At 74.8% G+C, this 21356-nt stretch carries 17 protein-coding genes; 11 read left to right on the top strand and 6 right to left on the bottom strand.

Features of this window, described 5'->3' with window-relative positions:
- Positions 1 to 23: 23 nt before the first annotated feature.
- Positions 24 to 710 (bottom strand): winged helix-turn-helix transcriptional regulator, encoded by a 687-nt coding sequence (locus Q2K19_RS03555; protein ID WP_302767648.1) that lies wholly within the window; start codon positions 708 to 710, stop codon positions 24 to 26.
- 127 nt (positions 711 to 837) lie between these two features.
- Between Q2K19_RS03555 and Q2K19_RS03550 the strand changes: the two genes are divergently transcribed.
- Positions 838 to 1662 carry a class I SAM-dependent methyltransferase gene (locus tag Q2K19_RS03550; RefSeq protein WP_302767646.1) on the top strand — a complete coding sequence of 275 codons (825 nt, stop codon included), beginning with the start codon at positions 838 to 840 and terminating at the stop codon, positions 1660 to 1662.
- Positions 1663 to 1721: 59 nt separating this feature from the next.
- Here Q2K19_RS03550 and Q2K19_RS03545 read toward each other — a convergent pair whose 3' ends face one another.
- Entirely contained in the window at positions 1722 to 2312 is a 591-nt protein-coding gene (locus Q2K19_RS03545; RefSeq protein WP_302767643.1) for a PadR family transcriptional regulator, read from the bottom strand.
- Between the two features lie 121 nt (positions 2313 to 2433).
- On the opposite strand from Q2K19_RS03545, the gene Q2K19_RS03540 reads away from it, so the two are divergent.
- The 6 genes from Q2K19_RS03540 (at position 2434) to Q2K19_RS03515 (ending at position 11843) form a co-directional block, all read left to right on the top strand.
- On the top strand, positions 2434 to 3660 hold the full coding sequence (locus tag Q2K19_RS03540; RefSeq protein WP_302767641.1) for an MFS transporter: 1227 nt from the start codon (positions 2434 to 2436) through the stop codon (positions 3658 to 3660).
- 79 nt (positions 3661 to 3739) lie between these two features.
- A complete protein-coding gene (locus Q2K19_RS03535) occupies positions 3740 to 4579 on the top strand; it encodes a GNAT family N-acetyltransferase (protein WP_302767639.1) in 840 nt (279 codons plus the stop codon).
- Between the two features lie 120 nt (positions 4580 to 4699).
- Complete coding sequence (locus Q2K19_RS03530) at positions 4700 to 5425, top strand: ATP-binding cassette domain-containing protein (RefSeq protein ID WP_302767637.1); 726 nt, start codon at positions 4700 to 4702, stop codon at positions 5423 to 5425.
- Complete coding sequence (locus Q2K19_RS03525; protein WP_302767635.1) at positions 5422 to 7572, top strand: YhgE/Pip domain-containing protein; 2151 nt, start codon at positions 5422 to 5424, stop codon at positions 7570 to 7572. The genes Q2K19_RS03530 and Q2K19_RS03525 overlap by 4 nt, the downstream gene beginning before the upstream one ends.
- A gap of 89 nt (positions 7573 to 7661) precedes the next feature.
- Entirely contained in the window at positions 7662 to 8255 is a 594-nt protein-coding gene (locus tag Q2K19_RS03520) for a TetR/AcrR family transcriptional regulator (protein WP_302767634.1), read from the top strand.
- Between the two features lie 90 nt (positions 8256 to 8345).
- Entirely contained in the window at positions 8346 to 11843 is a 3498-nt protein-coding gene (locus Q2K19_RS03515) for an ABC transporter ATP-binding protein (RefSeq protein ID WP_302767632.1), read from the top strand.
- Positions 11844 to 11913: 70 nt separating this feature from the next.
- Here the strand turns inward: Q2K19_RS03515 and Q2K19_RS03510 are convergent, their stop codons facing one another.
- The 4 genes from Q2K19_RS03510 to Q2K19_RS03495 all read right to left on the bottom strand — a co-directional run bounded on the left by Q2K19_RS03510 (position 11914) and on the right by Q2K19_RS03495 (position 16163).
- Positions 11914 to 12981 (bottom strand): NADH:flavin oxidoreductase/NADH oxidase, encoded by a 1068-nt coding sequence (locus Q2K19_RS03510; protein ID WP_302767630.1) that lies wholly within the window; start codon positions 12979 to 12981, stop codon positions 11914 to 11916.
- Positions 12982 to 13046: 65 nt separating this feature from the next.
- Entirely contained in the window at positions 13047 to 14339 is a 1293-nt protein-coding gene (locus tag Q2K19_RS03505; protein WP_302772250.1) for a dicarboxylate/amino acid:cation symporter, read from the bottom strand.
- Positions 14340 to 14542: 203 nt separating this feature from the next.
- Positions 14543 to 15205 (bottom strand): DUF998 domain-containing protein, encoded by a 663-nt coding sequence (locus Q2K19_RS03500; protein ID WP_302767627.1) that lies wholly within the window; start codon positions 15203 to 15205, stop codon positions 14543 to 14545.
- Positions 15198 to 16163, bottom strand: a complete 966-nt coding sequence (locus tag Q2K19_RS03495; protein WP_302767626.1) for a glutathione S-transferase family protein — start codon at positions 16161 to 16163, stop codon at positions 15198 to 15200. The genes Q2K19_RS03500 and Q2K19_RS03495 overlap by 8 nt, the downstream gene beginning before the upstream one ends.
- Before the next feature lie 108 nt (positions 16164 to 16271).
- Between Q2K19_RS03495 and pcaF the strand changes: the two genes are divergently transcribed.
- The 4 genes from pcaF to Q2K19_RS03475 all read left to right on the top strand — a co-directional run bounded on the left by pcaF (position 16272) and on the right by Q2K19_RS03475 (position 21155).
- Positions 16272 to 17477, top strand: a complete 1206-nt coding sequence (gene pcaF / locus Q2K19_RS03490) for a 3-oxoadipyl-CoA thiolase (protein WP_302767625.1) — start codon at positions 16272 to 16274, stop codon at positions 17475 to 17477.
- 190 nt (positions 17478 to 17667) lie between these two features.
- Positions 17668 to 18486: an SAM-dependent methyltransferase gene (locus Q2K19_RS03485; RefSeq protein ID WP_302767623.1), complete on the top strand. Its 819-nt coding sequence runs from the start codon at positions 17668 to 17670 to the stop codon at positions 18484 to 18486.
- Positions 18487 to 18492: 6 nt separating this feature from the next.
- Entirely contained in the window at positions 18493 to 20658 is a 2166-nt protein-coding gene (locus Q2K19_RS03480; protein ID WP_302767621.1) for a putative bifunctional diguanylate cyclase/phosphodiesterase, read from the top strand.
- Complete coding sequence (locus tag Q2K19_RS03475) at positions 20655 to 21155, top strand: DUF456 domain-containing protein (protein ID WP_302767619.1); 501 nt, start codon at positions 20655 to 20657, stop codon at positions 21153 to 21155. The genes Q2K19_RS03480 and Q2K19_RS03475 overlap by 4 nt, the downstream gene beginning before the upstream one ends.
- The last annotated feature ends 201 nt before the right edge of the window (positions 21156 to 21356 follow it).

Genomic DNA, 21356 nt, shown 5'->3' with positions numbered 1-21356 from the left:
GCGGCCGCACGCGTCGTTCCGGGTCAGGCCGTCGCCGTCGGCCTCGGTACGGCGGCGAAGTCGGAGAGGGTGAACCACCGGGGCAGCGCCCGGCGCAGCGCCTCCGGGCCGGTCACCTCCACCGCGCCGCCGCGCAGCGCGTCCGGCCAGCTCAGGTCGCCCAGCCAGACCCGTACCAGGGCGCGCAGGTCGGCGTGCACCGTCACCGTGACGGCGTGGCCCGGGTCCACGTCGCAGACGTCAGCCTCGCCGGTGTGGATGACGAGCCACCAGTCACGCACGTCGGCCGGCACGTTACGGAAGCGGAACTGGACCACCGTCCGGCCGGCCGGGACGGCGCTGTGGTCGACGTGGCGGTGCATGTCCCACAGCAGCAGCTTCGGGTCCAGGTCCGCGTCGCCCAGCTCACCGATCCAGCGGATCCCCCACGCGCCGAGCGCCTCGAGCACCGGGCGCAGCTCCCGGCCGGCCCGGGTCGGCACGTACCGCACGTCGGCGCCGTCGACCTGCCGCTCCACGACGCCGGCCCGGACGAGCTGGTGCAGCCGCCGGGACAGCAGGGTGGGCGACATCCGCGGCAAGCCCCGGCGCAGCTCGTTGAAGCGCTCGGAGCCGCTCACCAGCTCCCGGACGACCAGCAGCGTCCAGCGCTCGTCGAGCAGTTCCATGGCCTTCGCGACGGGGCAGAACTGGTGGTAGGTGGCCCCCATGGGCGGCACGCTACGCCGCCGGAGCAGGCCGGACCAGGAGCCTGTCGGGTCCGGTACAGATCTCGTACTAGGTTGCCGCCGCCCCGCTGCCTAGCGTCCGAACCAGGCACGAGGCAGAGGAGCAGTCATGATCGACTCGATGGAACCGGACCGGGCGGTGAAGGCCCGGCACCGGCAGGTGTGGGCCCTCGGCAGCTACGCCGCGGTCGCCGCGGAGGTCATCCCGGAACTGGGGGCGACCCTGGTGCGGGAGGCCGGCGTCGGCCCGGGCGAGCGGGTGCTGGATGTGGCCGCCGGCACCGGCAACGCGGCCATCCCGGCGGCCCTGGCCGGGGCGGACGTGGTGGCCAGCGACCTGACCCCGGAGCTGCTGGAGATCGGGCGGGCGCTGGCCGCCGAGCGCGGCGCCCGGCTGGACTGGCAGGAGGCCGACGCCGAGGCGCTCCCGTACGCCGACGGCGAGTTCGACCGGGTGCTGTCCTGTGTGGGGGTGATGTTCGCGCCCCGGCATCAGGCCGCCGCCGACGAACTGGTCCGGGTCTGCCGGCCGGGCGGCACGATCGGCCTGGCCAACTGGACGCCCGAGGGGTTCGTCGGGCAGCTGTTCGCGACGATGAAGCCGTACTCGCCGGCGCCGCCGCCCGGCGCGCAGCCGCCACCGCTCTGGGGCCGCGAGGAGCACGTCCGCGCCCTGCTCGGCGACCGGGTGACCGACGTCGTCACGCACCGCCGGGCCGTCACCGTGGACCGGTTCGCGGCACCGGAGGAGTTCCGCGACTACTTCAAGGCCCACTACGGGCCGACGGTCGCGGTGTACCGGGCGATCGCCGGGGAGCCCGAGCGGGTCGCCGCCCTGGACCGGGACCTCGCCGAACTGGCCCGTCGGCACACCGCGGCCGACGGCGTGATGCGCTGGGAGTACCTGCTGCTGACCGCGCGCCGGCGGGGCTGACCGCGCGCCGGCGGGGTGGCGGTCCCGAGTCCACCCCACCGGCGCACGGGCCTGCCGGCTCACTCGGATTCGGCGAGGATGGCGTAGAGCTTGCGCCGGGTCTCGTCGAGCACCTGGGCGGCCCGCTCCCGCTGGTCGTCGGTGCCGGTCATCATCACCTGGCGCAGCGCGTGCATGGCCTGCTGGCCGGCGTCCCGGATGTCGTGCCAGCTGTTGACGGTCTTCTCGGCGAACTCCGCCCAGGGCGGGGTCTGCGCCGCCTCCGCCGCCTCGGCCTGCCCCTGCTCGGTGAGGGTGAACCGCTTACGCCCGCCGTCGGAGTCGGCGGCCGCGGTGATGACGCCCTCGTCCTCCAGCAGTTGCAGAGTCGGGTAGATCGATCCGGGGCTGGGCCGCCAGGCCCCGCCGGTCCGGGAGTCGATCTCCTGGATCATCTCGTAGCCGTGCATCGGCCGCTCGGTGAGCAGGGCCAGCACGGCGCCGCGCACGTTGGGGCGGCGGCCGCGCCCGCGGCCCCGACCACCCCGGCCGTGGCCGTGACCGTGCGGTCCGGGCGGGAACGGCGGCGGCCCCGGGGGTACGGGCGGAAAGCCGAAGCCCCGCATCCGCATCTCGTCGTGCATGGCATGCATCCGGCGGTGGAAACCCATCGGGCTCTCCCTTGTTCGTCCTATCACTGATGCATCAACGATATATCGGCAATGCATCGCCGACAAGTCAAAGTGTGGGACGGGTCCGCAAACCGTACGTACGTCTTGCTAGAGTGTCGGCGTGCGCCTGCTTCCCGAACCGGGCCCGTCCCGGACCCTCGCCCTCTCCACCCTGATCAACACCGTCGGCCGGGGCACCTGGCTCACCGCCAGCGCGCTCTTCCTCACCCGCTCGGTCGGGCTCACCGTGGCCCAGGTCGGCGTCGCCCTCACCGTCACCGCGCTGGTGAGCCTGGTGGCCAGCACGCCAATGGGTTACCTGGCCGACCGGCTCGGCCCGCGCGGCCTCCAGATCGCCGCGCTGCTCGCCTCCGCCGGATTCACCGCCGCCCTGGTGGCCGTCCGCTCCTTCGCCGGCTTCCTGCTGGTCGGGGTGCTGATGGCGGTCGCCGACTCGGCCACCCGAGGCGCCCGGGGCGCGCTGATCGCCGGCGCGGTCCCCCCGGACCAGCGGGTACGCACCCGGGCCTACCTGCGCGCCGTCACCAACGTCGGGATCTCGCTCGGCACGGTGCTGGCCGGTTTCGCCCTGGCCGCCGACACCCGGGCCGCGTACGTGTCGCTGATCCTGCTCGACTGCGCCACCTACCTGGTGGCTGCGGCGGTGCTGCTCCGGCTGCCGGCCGTGCCGCCGGTCCCGGCGCCGACGCACGGGCCGCGGCTGATCGCCCTGCGGGACCGCCCGTTCCTGGCCTTCACCGTGCTCGACGGACTGATGTCGATGCACTTCGGCCTGATCAACATCGCCCTGCCGCTGTGGATCGCCGGGCATACCAGCGCGCCGCGCTGGCTGATCTCCGCCTGCCTGCTGGTGAACACCGTGGTGGTGGTGCTCTTCCAGGTGCGCGCCTCGCGGGGCACCGAGGAACTGGTCGGCGCCGGTCGGGCCGCCCGCCGGGCCGGCCTGGTCATCGCCGCCGCCTGCGTGCTGTTCGCGCTCAGCGGGGGCGTACCCACCGCGGTCGCGGTGCCGCTGCTGCTCGGCGGGGCACTGGTGCACGTGGTGGGGGAGCTGTGGCACGCGGCGGCCGGCTGGGGCATCTCGTTCGGCCTCGCCCCGGCCCACGCGCAGGGGCAGTACCAGGGCGCGTACGGGATGGGCATGCAGCTCGGCTCGATGGTGGCCCCGGTGGTGGTGACCACGCTGGCGGTCGGCTGGGGCGTACCGGGCTGGCTGCTGCTCGGCGGGCTGTTCCTGCTCCTCGGCGCGCTGGTCCCGCCGGTGGTCGGCTGGGCGGCGCGGACCCGCCCGGCCGAGCCGGCCGGTGAGCCGGTTCCGGTCGGCTGAGTCGCCACTCGGTGACCGGTCGGGCGCGGTCCTCAGGTCGACCCGCGCGGGCGGGGGTGGATCTGGCAGGCTGGTATCCGTGCTCACGGTGCCGGTACGCCAAGTCGGGGAGTCGGAGCGCCGTGCGGTCGAACGGCTGCTCGACCTCGACCCGTACGCGGGCGCGCAGGTCGCCGAGCGGGTGGCCGCCCGAGGGCTGGCCTGGTGGCGGGCCGAGGGGCGGATCCTGGGCTACGGCACGCGGCGCAACCTGGAGTCGATCTGCTGGCTGGGCGGCAACCTGACCCCGGTGCTCGCCTCGGCGCCGGCGGTGGCCGCGTTCGCCGAGCAGTTGAGCACCGAGGAGCGGCTCTGCTCCTCGATCGTGGGCCGGGCCGACGCGGTGCTAGGGCTCTGGGACCGCCTCGCCGCGCACTGGGGGCCGGCCCGGGACGTACGCCCCAACCAGCCGCTGCTGGCCACGGACGCCCCACCCGCGGTGGCGCCCGACCCGGAGGTGCGCCGGGTGCGGACCGCTGAGATCGAGCAGCTCTTCCCGGCGGCGGTGGCGATGTACACCGAGGAGGTCGGGGTGTCGCCGCTGGCCGAGGACGGCGGGCGCGGCTACCGGCGGCGGGTGGGCGACCTGGTCCGCGCCGGCCGCGCCTACGCCCGGTTCGTGGACGGCAAGGTGGTCTTCAAGGCCGAGCTGGCCGTGGTGACCCGGCGGACCGCCCAGGTGCAGGGCGTCTGGGTGGCACCCGAGTGGCGTGGCCGGGGGATCGCCACCGCGGCGATGGCGGCGGTGGTGCGCGACGCCCTCGCCCGGGTCGCCCCGACCGTCAGCCTCTACGTCAACGACTTCAACCTGCCCGCCCGGCGGGTCTACGAGCGCTGCGGCTTCCGCCCGGTGGGCACGCTCGCCACCGTGCTGTTCTGAGCCCGCCCCCGGCGGCATGGCCGGGATCACGCCGCCGTCGATTGCGTCGAACCGGACAGCCGGCGCTATGCTGACAATGTTTTTGTACTGACCAGTCAGTCTAGAAGCCGGGACGGAGCGATGAAGATCATCGAGGCCAGCGGGCTCGGTCTGCGGACCCGGCGCGGCTGGGTGTACCGGGACGTGGACCTCACCGCCGAGGCGGGCGAGCTGCACACCGTCACCGGGCCGCCCGGCAGCGGCCGCACCTCGCTGCTGCTCGCCCTGGCCGGGCGCTTCCCGCACACCGACGGCGAGCTGCGCCGCCGGGGACCCGCCGCGCTCGGCCAGGTGGCCGGGGTGCACGAGCCCGACCCGACGCTGACCGTCGCCGAGCACATCCAGGAGCGGCTGCTGCTGCTCGGGCCGGTGCCGCGCCGCCGGCGGCAGCTCGTTCCGGTCGCCGCGGTCCGCGCCCGGCGGGCGTACCGCCGCGACGCCTTCGCCGCCGCCATCGCCGGCGCCGGCCTCACCGACGCCCCGCTCGACCCCGACCGGTACGGCCGGGACCTCACTCCCGTCGAGCGGCAGGTGCTCGGCCTGGTGCTGGCCAGCCTGAGCGGCCCGAGCCTGATCGTCGCCGACGACGTGGACGCCGGCTCCGACGCCCCCGAACGGGAGTGGATCTGGTCCGCCCTGGCCCGCCTCGCCGACCAGGGCTACGCCGTGATCGCCAGCGCCCGCGCCGCCGAGCCGGGCGGCACCGCGCTCGTGCACCGGATCGGCGACCCGTCCCTCCCCACCCCCGCCCTGGTCGCGCCGCGCGCCGCGGCGGACCCGGACCCCACCCCCGAGGTGATCGCATGAGTGTCGTTCGGCTCGCGCTCTTCGAGCTGCGCCGGATGACCCGGGGCCGGCTGCCGCGCGCCGCGCTGGCCGTCCTCACCGTCATCCCGCTGCTCTACGGCGCCCTCTACCTCTACGCCTTCTGGGACCCGTACGGGAACCTCGACCGGATCCCGGTGGCGTTGGTGAACGCCGACCGGCCGGCCCGGGCCGGCGACGGCAGCGAGGTGCACGCCGGCCAGGACCTGACCGAGGAGCTGCTCGACCGGAAGGTCTTCGGCTGGACCGTCACCGACCAGACCGACGCCACCGCGGGGTTGCGCGACGGCCGCTACCACCTGGTCTTCGCCATCCCGGCGGACTTCTCCGCCACCCTGGTGGCGAGCCCGGAGCCGGACCGGCCGGCCCGCCAGGGCGAGCTGAAGGTGGTCAACGACGACGCCACCAACTACCTCTCCGGCCTGCTCGCCCGCTCCGCGTTCAGCGAGATCCGGGCCGCCGCCGCGGAGAGCACGGCCGCGTCGTACTTCGACAGGATGCTGATCGGCTTCACCGACGCCAAGGCCGAAACCGGTAGGGCCGCCGACGGGGCCGGCAAGCTCCACGACGGGCTCGGCACGTCCCAGGCGGGCGCCGGGAAGATCGCCGACGGGCTGGGCACCGCCGAGGACGGCGCCGGGCAGCTCGCCGGCGGCCTCGACAAGTCCGCGCGGGGCGCGGACCAGCTCGCCAGCGGCCTCGACCAGCTCTACACCGGCGCGGCGCAGCTCGCCGACGGCACCAACCGGGCCGCCACCGAGACCAGGGCCGCCGCGGCCAAGGTGGACGCCGCCGCCGACACGTACGAGCCGCTGCTGCGCAAGCACGCCGACGACCTCGAGCGGGCCGCCAACCTGGTCGCCGAGGGCGCGCAGAGCCTCGCGGACGGCCTCGACGCGCTGCCGGCCAAGGCCGACGAGGTGGTGGGGCTGGCCGTGGAGGTCCGCGACCGCCTCGACGCGGTGGCGAAGGACCACCCCGAGCTGGCCGACGACCCGAACTTCGCCGCCGCCCGCAAGGCCGCCGACCAGGCGGTCACCACGGCTCGGGCGATGGCGTCCGCGCTCGACCAGAGCGACCTGGCCGCGCTGAAGAAGCAGCTGACCGAGGTGGCGCAGACCGCCCGGGAGGTCGCCGCCGCCGCGCCGCACCTGGCCGACGACATCGCCGCCGCCCGGGCCAAGGTCGACCAGCTCGCCGACGGCCTCGACACCCTTGCCCAGGGCAGCGCCAAGCTCCGCGACGGACTCGGCAGTGCGGCCGACGGCGCCGACCAGCTCAGCGGCGGCCTCTACCGGCTCGCCACCGGCGCCCGGCAGCTCGACGGCGGCCTCGCCCAGCTCAGCAACGGCAGTGACCGTCTCGCCGACGGGCTCACCAAGCTGGAGGGCGGTGCCGGCGACCTCGCCGACGGGCTCGCGGCCGGCGAGCGGAAGCTGCCCGGCTACCACGACGCGAAGAGCCGCGCCGACGTCCTCGGCGACCCGGTCGGCCTGATCCGCACCGCGCACCACCCCGCCGGCTCGTACGGGGTGGGCTTCGCCCCCTACTTCCTGGCCCTCGCTCTCTGGGTCGGCGCGATGATCACGTACATGCTGCTGCGGCCGGTCAACCGGCGACACGTGATGTCCGACGCGCCCGGCTGGCGGGTCGCCCTCGCCGGCTGGCTGCCCGCCGCCGCTATCGGGCTGGCCCAGGTCACCGTGCTCTTCACCGTGGTCACCCTGGCGCTCGGCCTCGACCCGACGCACCCGGTGGCGACGTTCGGGCTGCTCGCGCTGACCTCGCTCGCGTTCACCGCGATCATGCAGCTGCTCGGCGTGGCGCTCGGCCCGGCCGGCCGGCTGGCCGCGCTGGCCCTGCTGATGCTCCAGCTCACCTCCTCCGGCGGCACCTACCCGGTGCAGACGTCACCCGGCTTCTTCCAGGCGATCCACCCCTGGCTGCCGATGACGTACGTGGTGGCCGGCCTGCGGCACACGATCAACGGCGGACCCGCCGCGCCGGTGGTCACCGGCGCCCTGCTGCTGGTCGCGTTCGGAGTGGGCGCGATGGTGCTGACCGTCGGCGCGGCGCGCCGGTCCCGCCGGCTCACCCCGGCCAAGCTGCACCCCGAACTGACCATGTGAGGATGCTGATGGGCCGTACGGTGGTGCCGCCGGCCCCGGGCACGGGTCGCAGCGGCGGCCCGTACCGGACGGGTCGACGGGGAGGGCGAGTGGCGGACGGACGGTCGCGGCGGCGGGAGGACACCCGCCAGCGCCTCTTCGTGGCGGCGGTGGAACTCATCGCCGAGCAGGGCTTCTCCGCCACCACCGTGGACGACATCGCGGCCCGGGCCGGGGTGGCGAAGGGGACCGTCTACTACAACTTCGAGTCCAAGACGGTCCTCTTCGAGGAGCTGCTGCGCCACGGCATCGGCCTGCTCACCGCCGACTTCCGGGCCGCGGTCGACGGGCTGCCGCCCCGCGAGGCGCTCGCCGCGCTGGTCCGCGCCGAGCTGGAGTACATCCGCCGCTACCGGGCCTTCGCCCAGCTGCTGCTCTCCGAGATGTGGCGGACCAACCGGGAGTGGCAGCAGACCCTGCGGCTGCTGCGCGGGGAGGCGATCGAGGTGATCGCCGAGACCGTACGGGCCGGCGTGGCCAGCGGCGACCTCCCCGCCGACCTGGACGTGCGGACGGCCAGCTCGGCGCTGTTCGGCGTGGGCCTGGTGGTGGCGGTGGACTGGCTGGTCTTCCAGCCCGACCGGCCCATCGAGGACGTGCAGGAGGCGCTGCTCGGCATCGTCCGCCGGGTCGCCCAGACGTGATGCCGTCGCGGTAATTCGTTTGAGCGGCCAGGGCCGGCCGGGTGAGGCTGGGGACACCGCCCCCACCGACCCGAGTCCGGAGGACTTTCCATGCGCCTGCTCCGCGATCTCTGGGCCACCGCACCCCGTCGGATGGCGGTCGTCGGACTGCTCATCGTGCTCGGTGCCGGCGGCCAGGCGGCCGCGTCGGCGCTGGCCGGGCCGGTGCTGGTGCACCGCTCGGTCGGCTGGTTCGCCGTCCTGGCCGCGGCGCTGGTCGCCGCGGTCGTCACCGACCTGGTGATCGGGCTGGTGATGGCCCGCCTCACCGCCGACTGGTCCGCCGACGTACGCCGCCGGCTCTGCCGGGTGGCGCTCGGGCAGGACCTGCCCACCCTGGAGACCACCCCGGTCGGCGAGCTGCTCGACCGGATCGACAACGACGTCTACCAGGTCGCCTCCGAGATGCGGAACACCGGCGTACGCCTCGTCCAGGGGCTCGCCGTCTGCCTGCTCGCCACGGTCAGCGCACTGATCGTCTGGTGGCCCGCCGGCGTCGGGATGATCCTGCTGACCGCGCTGCTCGCGGTGCTGCTGCGCCGCCCCACCGCCCGGATCGCCCCGGCCCGGATGATGGAGGAGGAGGCCTGGTCCGACCTCGCCGCCGTGATGGAGGAGGCGGTGCACGGCCAGGACGACGTGCGGACCAGCCTGGCCCGGCCGTACGTGCTGCGGCTCTACGCCCGGCGGGCCGCCGAGGTGATCGCCCGGGGCGGCCGGGTCTTCCGGATGTCCGCCCGGGTCACCGCCATCGCGGCGGGCGCCATCCGGGCCGGCATCGCCGCCGTGGTCCTCGCCGGGGCCTGGGCGCTCGCCACCGACCGGGTGGACGGCGCCCGGCTCACCGCGATCTGGTTGCTCGCGCTCGCCTTCGGCGCGACCGTCGAGCACATCGCCCGCTGGGTGCCGCACCTGCAGTACGCGCTCGGCGCCTGGGCCCGGGTGCAGCTGCTCTCCGCCGCGCGGCAGGAACCGGCCGGCGGTGCCACCCCGGTCGACGGCGACCTGATCGTGCGCGGGCTCACCTTCCGCTACCCGGCCGCCGGGGACGAGCGTGGACCGGCGCTGCGCGACGTCCGGCTCACCTTCGCCCGGGGCCGGTCGTACGCCCTGGTCGGGCGGACCGGCTCGGGCAAGTCGACCCTGGCCAAGGTGCTCACCCGGGCCGTGGACGTGCCGCGCGGCACGGTCTTCCTCGGCGACACCGACCTGGTCGACCTGGATGTCGAGGCGCTGCGCCGGTGGATCGCGGTGGTGCCGCAGCGCACCGAGATCCTGGCCGGCACCCTCGCCGAGAACGTCGCGCTCTTCGACCCGGCCCTGCTCGACGACGCCACCCGGGCGCTGGAGGAGCTGGGCCTCGCCGGCTGGATCGCGGAACTCCCGGACGGGGTGCACACCAAGCTGGGCGAGGGCGGGCACGTCCTCTCCGCCGGGCAGGAACAGCTCGTGGCGTTCGCCCGGATCCTCGTTCGGGACCCGCGCGTGGTGATCCTCGACGAGGCCACCGCCCGGCTCGACCCGGTCACCGAGGCCCGGGTCCGCCAGGCCACCGAGCGCCTGCTCACCGACCGGATCGGCATCGTCATCGCGCACCGGCTCTCCTCGGTGCGCCGCTGCGACGACGTGGTGGTGATGGGCGACGGCGCGGTGCTGGAGGCCGGGCCGCTGCGGGAGTCGGCCCGCTTCGCCGAGCTGCTCGCGACCAGCCGCGCCAGCGCGTACGCCGGTGCGGGCGGCCGGCGGGGCGGGGTGGAGCTGCTGGACGGCCCGGACGACGGGTGGGACGACGAGCCGGCGGAGCCGGCGGCGCCGGCCACCGACCCGCGGCAGGTCGCCGTGCCGCGCACCGACCCGCCGCCGCTGCCCGCCGCGCCGGCCGCGCGGACGCTGCGGGAGATCCTGCGGCTGGGCACCAACGACCCGCGGTACGGTCTGATCTCCGTCGGGCTGTTCATCGTGCTGACCCTGCTCGGGCTGGACGGCGCGGTGCTGCCCTGGCTCTGGGCCGAGGTGGTCGCTGGGGGAGACCCGTGGCTGCCGGCGCTGGGCATCGTGGCCGCGCTGCTCGTCGTGCTGCCGCTGCCGTACCTGACCAACCTGTGGTTCCCGCAGTGGTGGATCCGGCAGATGCTGCGGATCAGCGCCCGCCTGGTGCACGGCCAGACCGGGGCACGCCGGGTCAGCGGGCACACCCCGGCCGAGGTGGTGGCGCAGGGTGGCGACACCGAGCGGGTGGTGCAGCTCGCCGACAACCTGATGGACCAGTTCATCTCGTTGGCCATCCTGATCACCATGACCGCGGTGACCGGCAGCTTCGTACCGGCGCTGTTCTTCCTCGGCACGATGGTGGTCTCCGGGCTGGCGGCGACCCTGTTCGCGCCCCGGCTGGAACGTAGCGCCCGCGGCACGGTCAAGGCCCGGGCGGCGTTCGCCACCGCGCTGGTCTCCTCGCTCTCCGCCGCCCGTACGGTCAAGCTCGCCGGTGCCACCGGCCCGGTGCTGCACCATCTCGCGGCGCTGGACACCGTGCGCAGCGACCGGCAGCGCCGGGAGATCGCCATGCAGGTGTGGGCCCGGTCCACCCCGTCACTGGCCAGCGGCCTGCTGCCGATCGCGGCGTGGGGGCTGTACCTGGCCGGCGGGCTCTCCGCCGGGGCCACGCTGGTGGCGGTCTCCACGCTCGGCGCGGCCCGCTGGTTCGCCTGGACCACCGCGTCCCTGGTGTCGAACTACCCGTCGGCCCGGGTGTGGACCCGGCGGACGGTGGCGATGACCGGGGTCGCGGCGTACTCCGCGGCGGTGCCGCAGGTGGACCTGGCCGCCGGGACGGCGCCCGCGCCGGAGCCGCCGCCGCGGCACCCGCTGCGCCGGCTGGAGCTGGCCGGGTTCGGCGCGCTGCACTCGGACGGCATCCTGGCCGCCCGGGACGTCGACCTGACCGTCGAGCGCGGGCAGCTGGTGCTGGTGGTCGGCCCGGTCGGGTCCGGCAAGTCGTCGCTGCTGCGGGCCCTGGCCGGGATCGTGCACCACACCGGGACGCTGCGCTGGAACGGCGAGCCGGTCACCGAGCCGGAGCTGTTCCTCCGCCCCAACCAGGTGGGGTACGTGGGGCAGCTGCCCCGGGTGCTCTCCGGCACGGTGGCCGACAACATCGCGCTCGGGCACCAGGTGGACGCCGCCGACGCGGTGACCACCGCCCAGCTCGACCACGACCTGGCCGCCGCCGGCGGTGGGCTCGGACTGCTCATCGGGCACAAGGGCACCCGCCTCTCCGGCGGTCAGCTCCAGCGCCTGGCGCTGGCCCGGGCCCTGGCGCCGCGTACCGAGCTGCTGGTCGCCGACGACGTGTCGTCCGCCCTGGACGTCACCACGGAGCTGGCGCTCTGGGCGGCGTTGCGCGAGCACGGGGTGACCGTGGTCGGCTCGACCGCCAAGCGGGCCGCGCTGGTCCGGGCGGACCACGTGGTGGTGCTGGTCGACGGGACGGTGGCGGCCCAGGGGCGGTGGCGCGACCTGGAAGCCCGCTGGGGTCACCTGGCGGGGTGACCGGCTCCAGATGTGCGACGTGGCGGTATCCCGAAGCGGGGATACCGCCACATCGCCGAGCTGGGTCGGGTCAGAAGGCGCGGGTGTACTGGTGGGGCCAGGCGGGGGTGGCGCCGAGTTTGGCGGCGGCGCGGCGGGCCCAGTAGGGGTCGCGGAGCAGCTCGCGGCCGAGCAGGACCAGGTCCGCCTCGCCGCCGGCGACGATCTGCTCGGCCTGCTCCGGCTCGACGATCAGGCCCACCGCGCCGGTCGGCACGCCCGCGTCCCGGCGGATCCGGGCGGCCAGCGGCACCTGGTAGCCCGGGCCGACCGGGACGCTCGCCGCGGCGGAGGCGCCGCCGGAGGAGGTGTCGACCAGGTCCACCCCGGCGGCGGCCAGCTCGCCGGCGAGCACCACGCTGTCGTCGACGGTCCAGCCGCCGTCGACCCAGTCGGTGGCGGAGATGCGGGTCAGCACCGGCACCGACTCGCCGACCGCGGCGCGGACCGCCCGGGCCACCTCCAGGGTGAGCCGCATCCGTCCGGCCCGGTCGCCGCCGTAACCGTCGGTGCGGTGGTTGGTCAGCGGGGAGAGGAACTCGTGCAGCAGGTAGCCGTGCGCGGCGTGGATCTCCACCGCGGCGAAGCCGGCGTCCAGCGCCCGCCGCGCGGCGACGGCGAACGCCTCGACCACGGCAGCGATCCCCGCCTCGTCGAGCGCGGCCGGCTGCCGGTAGTCGGGCAGGAACGACTCGCTGCCGGGGGCGACCGGCGTCCAGCCGCCCTCGGCGTCCGGCACGCCGCCCCGGTGCTCGGCCCACGGCCGGTAGGTCGACGCCTTGAACCCGGCGTGCGCGAGCTGCACCGCCGGCACCGCGCCCTGGGCGGCGACGAACGCGGTGATCGGCCGCCACGCCTCGACGTGCGCGTCCGACCAGATGCCGACGTCCTGCGGGGTGATCCGGCCCTCGGGGACCACCGCGGTGGCCTCGGTGATGATCAGCCCGGCTCCGCCGACCGCGCGGGAGCCGAGGTGGACCCGGTGCCAGTCGGTGGGCAGGCCGTCCGGGCCGGCGCTGTACTGGCACATCGCTGCCATGGCGACCCGGTTGGGCAGGGTGACGCCGCGCAGGGCGAGCGGGGTGAACAAAGCACTCATGTCGTCATCCTTCAACATGCGGCGGGGGGAGGGCCGAAGCCCTCCCCCCGGAGGTGAACTGATGATCAGGCGGGTACCGGAGCCAGCCGCTCCGCCGGGCGGTCGGCCTTGTCGGCCTCGATGAGGTCCCGCTTGCCGGCCGAGTCGTACGCGGTCCGGTCGAGGGTGCCCTCGCGGGCGGCCACGATGGTCGGCACGAGCACCTGGCCGGCCACGTTGGTGGCGGTCCGGATCATGTCGAGGATCGGGTCGATCGCCAGCAGCAGGCCGGCGCCGGCCAGCGGCAGGCCCAGCGTGCTGAGGGTCAGGGTGAGCATGACGATCGCGCCGGTCAGGCCGGCGGTGGCGGCCGAGCCGACCACCGAGACGAAGGCGATCAGCAGGTAGTCGGCGACGCCCAGGTGCACCCCGAAGACCTGCGCCACGAAGATCGCCGCCAGGGCCGGGTAGATCGCGGCGCAGCCGTCCATCTTCGTGGTGGCGCCGAACGGCACCGCGAAGGAGGCGTACTCGCGGGGGACGCCGAGGCGCTCGACCGAGCGCTGGGTCACCGGCATGGTGCCCACCGAGGAGCGGGAGACGAAGGCCAGCTCGATGGCGGGCCAGGCGCCGGCGAAGAAGCGCAGCGGGTTGAGCCGGCCGGCGGCCACCAGCAGCACCGGGTACACGACGAAGAGCACGATCGCGCAGCCGACATACACGGCGGTGGTGAACTTGGCGAGCGGGGCCAGCAGGTCCCAGCCGTACGAGGCGACGGCGTTGCCGATCAGGCCGAGGGTGCCGATCGGGGCGAGCCGGATGACCCACCAGAGCGCCTTCTGCACGATGGCCAGCACCGAGCGGTTGAGCGTCACGAACGGCTCGGCGGCCTCACCGATGAGCAGCGCGGCGGCGCCCACCACGAGGGCGAGGAAGACGATCTGGAGGACGTTCCCCTCGACGAACGCGCCGACCGGGTTGGTCGGCACGATGCCGGTCAGGAAGTCGGTCCAGGAGCCGGTCTTCTTGGGCGCGGCGGCGCCGGCCAGGTCGAGCGTGACGCCCTTGCCGGGGTCGGTGAGCAGGCCGAGGCCGATGCCGAGGCTCACCGCGATCAGCGCGGTGATGCCGAACCAGAGCAGCGTCTTGAGGGCCAGCCGGGCGGCGTTGGTCACGCCGCGCAGGCTGACCACGCTGACCACGATGGCGGTGAAGACCAGCGGCGGCACGGCCAGCTTGAGCAGCTGGACGAAGAGGTGGCCGACGGTGTCGAGGGTGCTGGTCAGCCAGGCGAGGTCGTTGGCGCGGGCGAGGAAGCCGAGCGCCACGCCGAGCACGAGGCCGAGCAGGATCTGCACGGAAAAGGGGATCTTGCGCAAGGCGGAAGCCATGAGAATGCGTCCAAGGTCTGGTGGGGTGAACGGGGCAGCGTCAGGAGAGGGGCTGCGCCGGACAGACGCCGCTGGCCTGCCGTCGGAGGTCGACGTACAGGCGCTCGGTGAGGTGCCAGACGTTGGTCATCGCCTGCCGACGCTACTCCCAGCCGGCTCCCAGCTGGAAGGAGCGGTAGGCGTGACGATCCTTACAGGGGCGGTTCGCGGTCCGGTGATCCGTTTGTCACGATGGCGCGCCGGTGCGCCAGGCCCAGCACCGCGGCGGTGGCCAGCCCCCAGGCGGCGGCCACCGCGAGCAGCAGCCGCTCCAGCACCCCGACAAGGCCGCCACGCCCGGCCAGCAGCATGGCCAGCCCGACCGCCCCGGACAGCGGCAGCGCCAGGGCCGCGCCCACCCCGGCGACCCGGCGCAGCGCCCGGCCCGCCGGCGGGCTGAGGACCAGCGCCAGCATGGCGAAGACCACCGCGGCGGTGGCCGCGATGCTCGCGCCGCCGTGCACCAGGTCGGCCAGCGTGGCGGCCTCGAACGGCGGCAGCGGGCAGCCGGTGGAGCAGGTCACCGTGCCGGAGAGCGCCGTGCCGGCGGCGCCGGCCACGAGCAGCGCGGCCGCGGTCCGCAGCGCCGGGGGCAGCGCCGCGGCGAGCAGCAGCAGCGCCGCCGCCAGGGCGAACACCCCGATCCGGTACGCCCTGGCGTACCCGCTGTCGGTGACGCCGGCCTCGCTGACGTACCCGGTCAGGCCCGGACCGGGACCGGCGACCACGGCGATCGTCACCGCGACCACCCCGGCCACCACGCAGCCGGCCGCCGCGGCCGCGGCGGCGGCCCGGGCGACGCCCGGATCAGCCACGCCCGTGCGGCGTGGTCCAGCCGTGCAGGTCCGGACCGAGCGGCACGATCCGGGTCGGGTTGATCATCTCGTGGGTGGCGTAGTAGTGCCGCTTGATGTGGTCGAAGTCCACCGTCTCGCCGAAGCCCGGGGTCTGGAACAGGTCCCGGGCGTACGCCCAGAGCACCGGCATCTCGGTGAGCTTCTGCCGGTTGCACTTGAAGTGCCCGTGGTAGGCCACGTCGAAGCGGACCAGGGTGGTGAAGAGCCGCACGTCGGCCTCGGTGATCGAGTCGCCCATCAGGTAGCGCCGCCCGGCCAGCCGCTCCGACAGCGCGTCCAGCCGGGCGAAGACCGCCGTGTACGCCTCGTCGTACGCCTCCTGGGAGGTGGCGAAGCCGCACCGGTAGACGCCGTTGTTGACGTCCCGGTGGATCTCGGCCATCAGCGCGTCCAGTTCCGGGCGCAACTCGACCGGGTACAGGTCCGGCGCGTCCGGCTTGTGGAACCGCCGCCACTCGGTGGAGAAGTCCAGGGTGAGCTGCGGGTAGTCGTTGGTGACCACCCGGCCGGTGAGCGTGTCGACCAGGGCCGGCACGGTCACCCGGCCGGTGTAGTCCGGGTCGGTGGCCAGGTACGCGTCGGAGAGGAAACCGATCCCGAGCACCGGGTCGAAGCCGTCCGCGTCGAGGGAGAACCGCCAGCCCCGCTCGTCCCGGATCGGGTCGACGGTGCCCAGCGAGATGACGTCGTCCAGGCCGAGCAGGCCGCGGACGATCCGGGCCCGGTGCGCCCACGGGCAGGCCCGGCACCAGATCAACCGGTACCGGCCGGCCTCCAGCGGCCAGCGGTCCTGGTCGTCGGGGCCGCCGCCCTCCGGGGAGGTCGAGTGCGGGGTGACCCGACCGGTGAACCGGTTGGGCTGGCGGACGAACTGACCGCTGCGGGTGCTCTCTGCGCTGAACTGGGCCCGGGCCATGCCGCCAACCTAACCCGTTCCGGGCGCGGATATCCTGGCGCCGGGCGCCCCCGTGACCCGGCGGGCGACCCGCCGCCAGCCCCTTCCACCCCCGAAGGACGCCGCACCATGACCGTGGCCTACCTCGTTGCCGGAGTCCGCACCCCGATCGGCCGGTACGCCGGCGCCCTCGCCGGGGTACGCCCCGACGACCTGGCCGCCCACGTGATCCGTGAGCTGGTCGCCCGCCACCCCTCGGTGGACTGGGCCCGCACCGACGACGTGATCCTGGGCTGCGCCAACCAGGCCGGCGAGGACAACCGCAACGTGGCCCGGATGGCGGCGCTGCTCGGCGGGCTGCCCGAGGAGGTCCCCGGCAGCACGGTCAACCGGCTCTGCGGCTCCGGCCTGGACGCCCTCGCCACCGCCGCCCGGTCCATCGCCGCCGGGGAGGCCGACCTGGTGGTCGCCGGCGGGGTGGAGAGCATGAGCCGGGCGCCCTTCGTCATGCCGAAGGCCACCACCGCGTTCGCCCGCACCGCCGAGGTCTACGACACCACCATCGGCTGGCGGCTGGTGAACCCGCTGATGAAGCGGGGCTGGGGCATCGACTCGATGCCGGAGACGGCGGAGAACGTGGCCGCCGAGTACGGCGTCGACCGCGCCGCGCAGGACGAGTTCGCCCTCCGCTCCCAGCAGCGGGCCGCCAAGGCGCAGGCCGACGGCCGGCTGGCCGAGGAGATCGTGCCGGTGACCGTGCCGGCCGGCAAGCGGGAGACGAAGCTGGTCGACACCGACGAGCACCCCCGGGAGACCGCCCTGGCGAAGCTCGCCGCGCTGCCCACCCCGTTCCGGGAAGGCGGCACGGTGACCGCCGGCAACTCCTCGGGCGTCAACGACGGCGCGGTGGCCCTGCTGGTCGCCTCGGCGGCGGCCGTCGAGCGGTACGGCCTCACCCCGCTGGCCCGGGTGACCGGGGCGGCGGCGGCCGGTGTGCCGCCCCGGATCATGGGCATCGGGCCGGTCCCGGCGACCCGCAAGCTGCTCGACCGGCAGGGCCTGGGCCTGGCCGACCTCGACGTGATCGAGCTGAACGAGGCGTTCGCCGCCCAGTCCGTGGCGGTGCTGCGCGAGTTGGGGCTGCCCGAGGGCGCCGAGCACGTCAACCCGAACGGCGGGGCCATCGCGCTGGGCCACCCGCTCGGCGCCAGCGGTGCCCGGCTGGCGCTGACCGCCGCGCTGGAGCTGCGCCGCCGGGGCGGCCGGCGGGCCCTCGCCACCATGTGCATCGGCGTCGGGCAGGGCATCTCGCTGCTGCTGGAGTCGGCCGCCTGAGGCCACGTCGACCGCCGTCCGGCCGGGCCGTCGAGGGTCCGGCCGGTCCGTCGGCCGGCGGTAACCGTCGAAAGTGGATGTCCCACACCTGGATGTCCCCGCTTAGAGTGGTGTGGACCACACCATGCCGCGGGTTCGGCCGGTGCCTGGGGTGCCCGGGTCCCGCGGCGACGACCTGGGGGATCGAGCGATGCAGACGCCGGACGGACTTCCCGCCGAGATCGACCTGACCCGCCCGAGCGCGGCCCGGGTCTACGACTACTTCCTCGGCGGGGCGCACAACTTCGAGATCGACCGGCAGTTGGCCGAGCAGATCGCCGCCATGACGCCGAACCTGGCCGCCACCATGCGCTCCGGCCGGGAGTTCCTGCGCCGGGCCGTGCGGGTGCTGCTCGACGCCGGCATCGACCAGTTTCTCGACATCGGCTCGGGCATCCCGACGGTGGGCAACGTCCACGAGGTCGCCCAGGCGGCCAACCCGGCGGCCCGGATCGTCTACGTCGACATCGACCCGGTCGCCGTGGCGCACAGCCGGGAACTGCTCGCCGGCAACGACCGGGCCACCGCCATCCACGGTGACCTGCGCGAGCCGAAGCTGATCCTGGACCAGGCCCGGGCCGGCCGTCTGATCGACTTCGACCGGCCGCTGGGCATCCTGCTCGCCGGGGTGGTGCACTTCATCCCCGACGCGGACCGGCCCGCCGACATCCTGGCCACCCTGCGGGCCGCCGCCGCGCCCGGCAGCTTCCTGGTCATCTCGCACTCGACCTTCGAGGACCAGCCGCAGGAGATGCTCGACGCGCAGCGGCTGTCGGCGCGTACCGCCACCGAGATCACCCTCCGCTCGCGGGCCGAGATCACCGGCTACTTCGGCGACTGGACCCTCCTCGAACCGGGCGTGGTGCACATGCCGCTGTGGCGACCCGACTCGCCGTCCGACGTGGACGACCACCCCGAGCGGTTCGGGGCGTTCGGCGGCGTCGCCCGGTACGACCGGACCGCCGGCTGAGCCGACATGCACGGCCCGGGCCCCGACGGGGGCGGCTTCAGCCGGCCGGGCGCCCAGGCGTACGCCGCCGAGTGGGCCCGGGCGGTGCGCCGCATCGGATTCGTGCCGCTCAGCGCGACCGAGACCGAGCGGCTCCTGCTCGTGCACACCGTACGGCTGGGTCAGGCCCTGGTCGCCCCGACGTTCTCCGCGCAAGCGGCGGAGGACGTCGGGCAGGCCCTGGTGGAGGCGCACCTCACCGAGCCGGGGGCGCTGGACTGGTCGATCCAGGCGCTCGGTGACCGGTTCCTGCCCTGGGTGCTGCCCGTCCGCACGGAGCTGCCCGAGGCGCGGGAGCGGATCGCCGCCATGCAGGGCGCGCTGGCCGCCGGCTTCGCCCGGGCGCTGCGCGACCGCACGTTCAGCCAGCAGGAGCGGATCGCCCGCTCGGCCTGGCAGGCGCGGGACGCGGTCGAGCAGGCCCTGCGGGACAGCGAGGCCCGGTTCCGCGCCGTCTTCACGGGTGCGGCGATCGGGATCGGCATCGCCGGCGTCGACGGCCGGATGATCGACGTCAACCAGTCCTTCGCGAACATGCTCGGCTACCGCATCGAGGAGCTGCGCGAGATGAATGTCGGGGCGCTGTTCCACGCCGACGACGCGGCCGGGATGTGGGAGCTCTACCAGGAGCTGGTCGGGGGCAAGCACGACAGTGCCCGGGTGGAGAAGCGCTACCACCGCAAGGACGGCAGTGTGGTCTGGACCGACCTGGCCGTCTCGCTGATCCGCTACGACGACGGCCGTCCCCGGTTCACGGTCGCGATGATCGAGGACATCACCGAGCGGTACGAACTCCAGCAGCGGCTGCGCTTCCAGGCGCTGCACGACCCGCTCACCGGCCTGCCCAACCGGACGCTCTTCTTCGAGACGCTGGGGGAGATCTTCGAAACGGCCGGCCCGGAGCAGCGGATCGGGCTCTGCTTCATCGACCTGGACGGCTTCAAGGCGATCAACGACAGCCTCGGCCACGACCTCGGCGACCGGCTGCTCAAGGTGATCGGCCGGCGGCTGGCCGACTGCGTGGCCGGCCGCGGTCACCTGGTGGCCCGGATGGGCGGCGACGAGTTCGTCATCCTGGTCGACTCCGACGGCGGCCTCGACGACGCGGTGGAGCTGGCCGAGCTGGCCCTCGCCGCGGTCTCCGCCCCGGTCAACGTCGGGGACCAGCAGCTCGCCGTCTCGGCCAGCATCGGCATCGTGGAGTGCCCGGCGGCGGAGACCAGCGCCTCCGAGCTGATGAAGGCCGCCGACACCACCCTCTACTGGGCCAAGGCCGAGGGGCGGGGGCGCTGGGCCGTCTACGATCCGGAGCGCAGCGCCGCCGACATCGCCCGGTCCGCCCTGGCGGCGGGGCTGCCGGCCGCGCTGGACCGGGGCGAGTTCGTGCTGCACTACCAGCCCATCGTGTCCCTGCTGGACCGGTCCCTGGTGGCGGTGGAGGCGCTGGTCCGCTGGCAGCACCCGGAGTTGGGGCTGATCGGCCCGGACCGGTTCATCGGCCTGGCCGAGGAGACCGGCCTGATCGTCCGGCTCGGCGCCTGGGTGCTCAAGCAGGCGTGCCGGGACGCGGAGGGCTGGCGGCGGGCGTACCCGGGCACGCGGCTGGTCGTCAGCGTCAACCTGGCCGCCCGGCAGGCCGACGACCCGGCGATCGTGGAGACCGTCGCCGAGGCGCTGCAGCACACCGGGCTCCCGGCCGCACTGCTGCAACTGGAGCTGACCGAGAGCGCCGTCATGGGCACCGCGGGGGAGCCGCTACGCTCCCTGCGGCGCCTCGCCGACCTCGGCGTACGGCTGGCCATCGACGACTTCGGCACCGGCTACTCGAACCTGGCGTACCTGCGCCGGCTGCCGATCCACTGCCTGAAGCTGGCCGGCCCGTTCGTCGAGGGGATCCGGGCCGACGGGACCGACGTGGCCGCCGACCACCGGGACGAGCGGATCGTCGACGCGCTGGTCCGGCTGGCGCACGCGCTGGAGCTGTGGGTGACCGCCGAGGCGGTGGAGACGGAGGCGCAGGCCGAGCGGCTGCGCGCGCTGCGCTGCGACACCGGCCAGGGCCGCTGGTTCGGCGCCCCGATGCCGGCCGAGCAGATCCGGGCCCGGCTGGCCGGCGGGGAGGCCGCGGCATGAGCTTGACGGACACCCAGGCCGTGGTCTCGGTGGTGGCTGCGCTGGCGATCCTGGCCGGGCTGGCCGGGGTGGTGGTGCCCGGGCTGCCGGCGCTGCCGCTGTGCTGGGGCGGGGTGCTGGTGTGGGCGCTCTTCGGCGGGGCCGGCCCGGGCCGTTGGGCGGTGCTCGCGGCGGCGACCGTGGTCGCCGGCGGCGGCACGGTGGTCAAGTACGCCTGGCCGGGGCGGAACCTGAAACGGACCGGGGTGCCCACCTCGTCCCTGCTGGCCGGCGGGCTGCTCGGCCTGGTCGGCTTCTTCGTCGTCCCGGTCGTCGGCCTGCCGATCGGCTTCGTCGGCGGGATCTGGGGCGCGGAACGGCTGCGGCTGGGCAGCAACCAGCTGGCCTGGCCGGCCACCGTGCAGGCGGTCAAGGCGGCCGGACTGTCCATGCTGGTCGAGTTCCTGGCCGGGCTGGTCATCGCCGTGCTCTGGGTGGCCGGGCTGCTGTTCGCCTGAGGCGGCCTGGGGAAGGAGCGACGGCGCGGGCGTCCGGGGGTACGGCGAACCGCCGTACTTCAGTGAGAGAGAGGTGGACGCCACGCGCCGTCGCGGACCGGGCGTTGCCGAGCGCCCGGCGGTGGCCCGTCGCGATCGGGCCTGGTCACGGGCTCAAGGATGCCCCGGAACGGGTTCGCGCGGCAACGCAATTAGCCGTGC

The sequence above is a fragment of the Micromonospora sp. NBRC 110009 genome, from assembly GCF_030518795.1.
In the GTDB taxonomy this organism is placed as follows: domain Bacteria; phylum Actinomycetota; class Actinomycetes; order Mycobacteriales; family Micromonosporaceae; genus Micromonospora.
Note: the sequence above shows the minus strand (reverse complement) of the source record. Positions and strands in the feature narration are given on the sequence as shown.

Bases quoted from the DNA above. Each gene is read 5' to 3' on its own strand.
- Q2K19_RS03555 (WP_302767648.1), bottom strand. From the start codon at position 710: ATGGGGGCCACCTACCACCAGTTCTGCCCCGTCGCGAAGGCCATGGAA.
- Q2K19_RS03550 (WP_302767646.1), top strand. From the start codon at position 838: ATGATCGACTCGATGGAACCGGACCGGGCGGTGAAGGCCCGGCACCGG.
- Q2K19_RS03545 (WP_302767643.1), bottom strand. From the start codon at position 2,312: ATGGGTTTCCACCGCCGGATGCATGCCATGCACGACGAGATGCGGATG.
- Q2K19_RS03530 (WP_302767637.1), top strand. From the start codon at position 4,700: ATGAAGATCATCGAGGCCAGCGGGCTCGGTCTGCGGACCCGGCGCGGC.
- Q2K19_RS03525 (WP_302767635.1), top strand. From the start codon at position 5,422: ATGAGTGTCGTTCGGCTCGCGCTCTTCGAGCTGCGCCGGATGACCCGG.
- Q2K19_RS03515 (WP_302767632.1), top strand. From the start codon at position 8,346: ATGCGCCTGCTCCGCGATCTCTGGGCCACCGCACCCCGTCGGATGGCG.
- Q2K19_RS03510 (WP_302767630.1), bottom strand. From the start codon at position 12,981: ATGAGTGCTTTGTTCACCCCGCTCGCCCTGCGCGGCGTCACCCTGCCC.
- Q2K19_RS03495 (WP_302767626.1), bottom strand. From the start codon at position 16,163: ATGGCCCGGGCCCAGTTCAGCGCAGAGAGCACCCGCAGCGGTCAGTTC.
- pcaF (WP_302767625.1), top strand. From the start codon at position 16,272: ATGACCGTGGCCTACCTCGTTGCCGGAGTCCGCACCCCGATCGGCCGG.
- Q2K19_RS03485 (WP_302767623.1), top strand. From the start codon at position 17,668: ATGCAGACGCCGGACGGACTTCCCGCCGAGATCGACCTGACCCGCCCG.
- Q2K19_RS03480 (WP_302767621.1), top strand. From the start codon at position 18,493: ATGCACGGCCCGGGCCCCGACGGGGGCGGCTTCAGCCGGCCGGGCGCC.
- Q2K19_RS03475 (WP_302767619.1), top strand. From the start codon at position 20,655: ATGAGCTTGACGGACACCCAGGCCGTGGTCTCGGTGGTGGCTGCGCTG.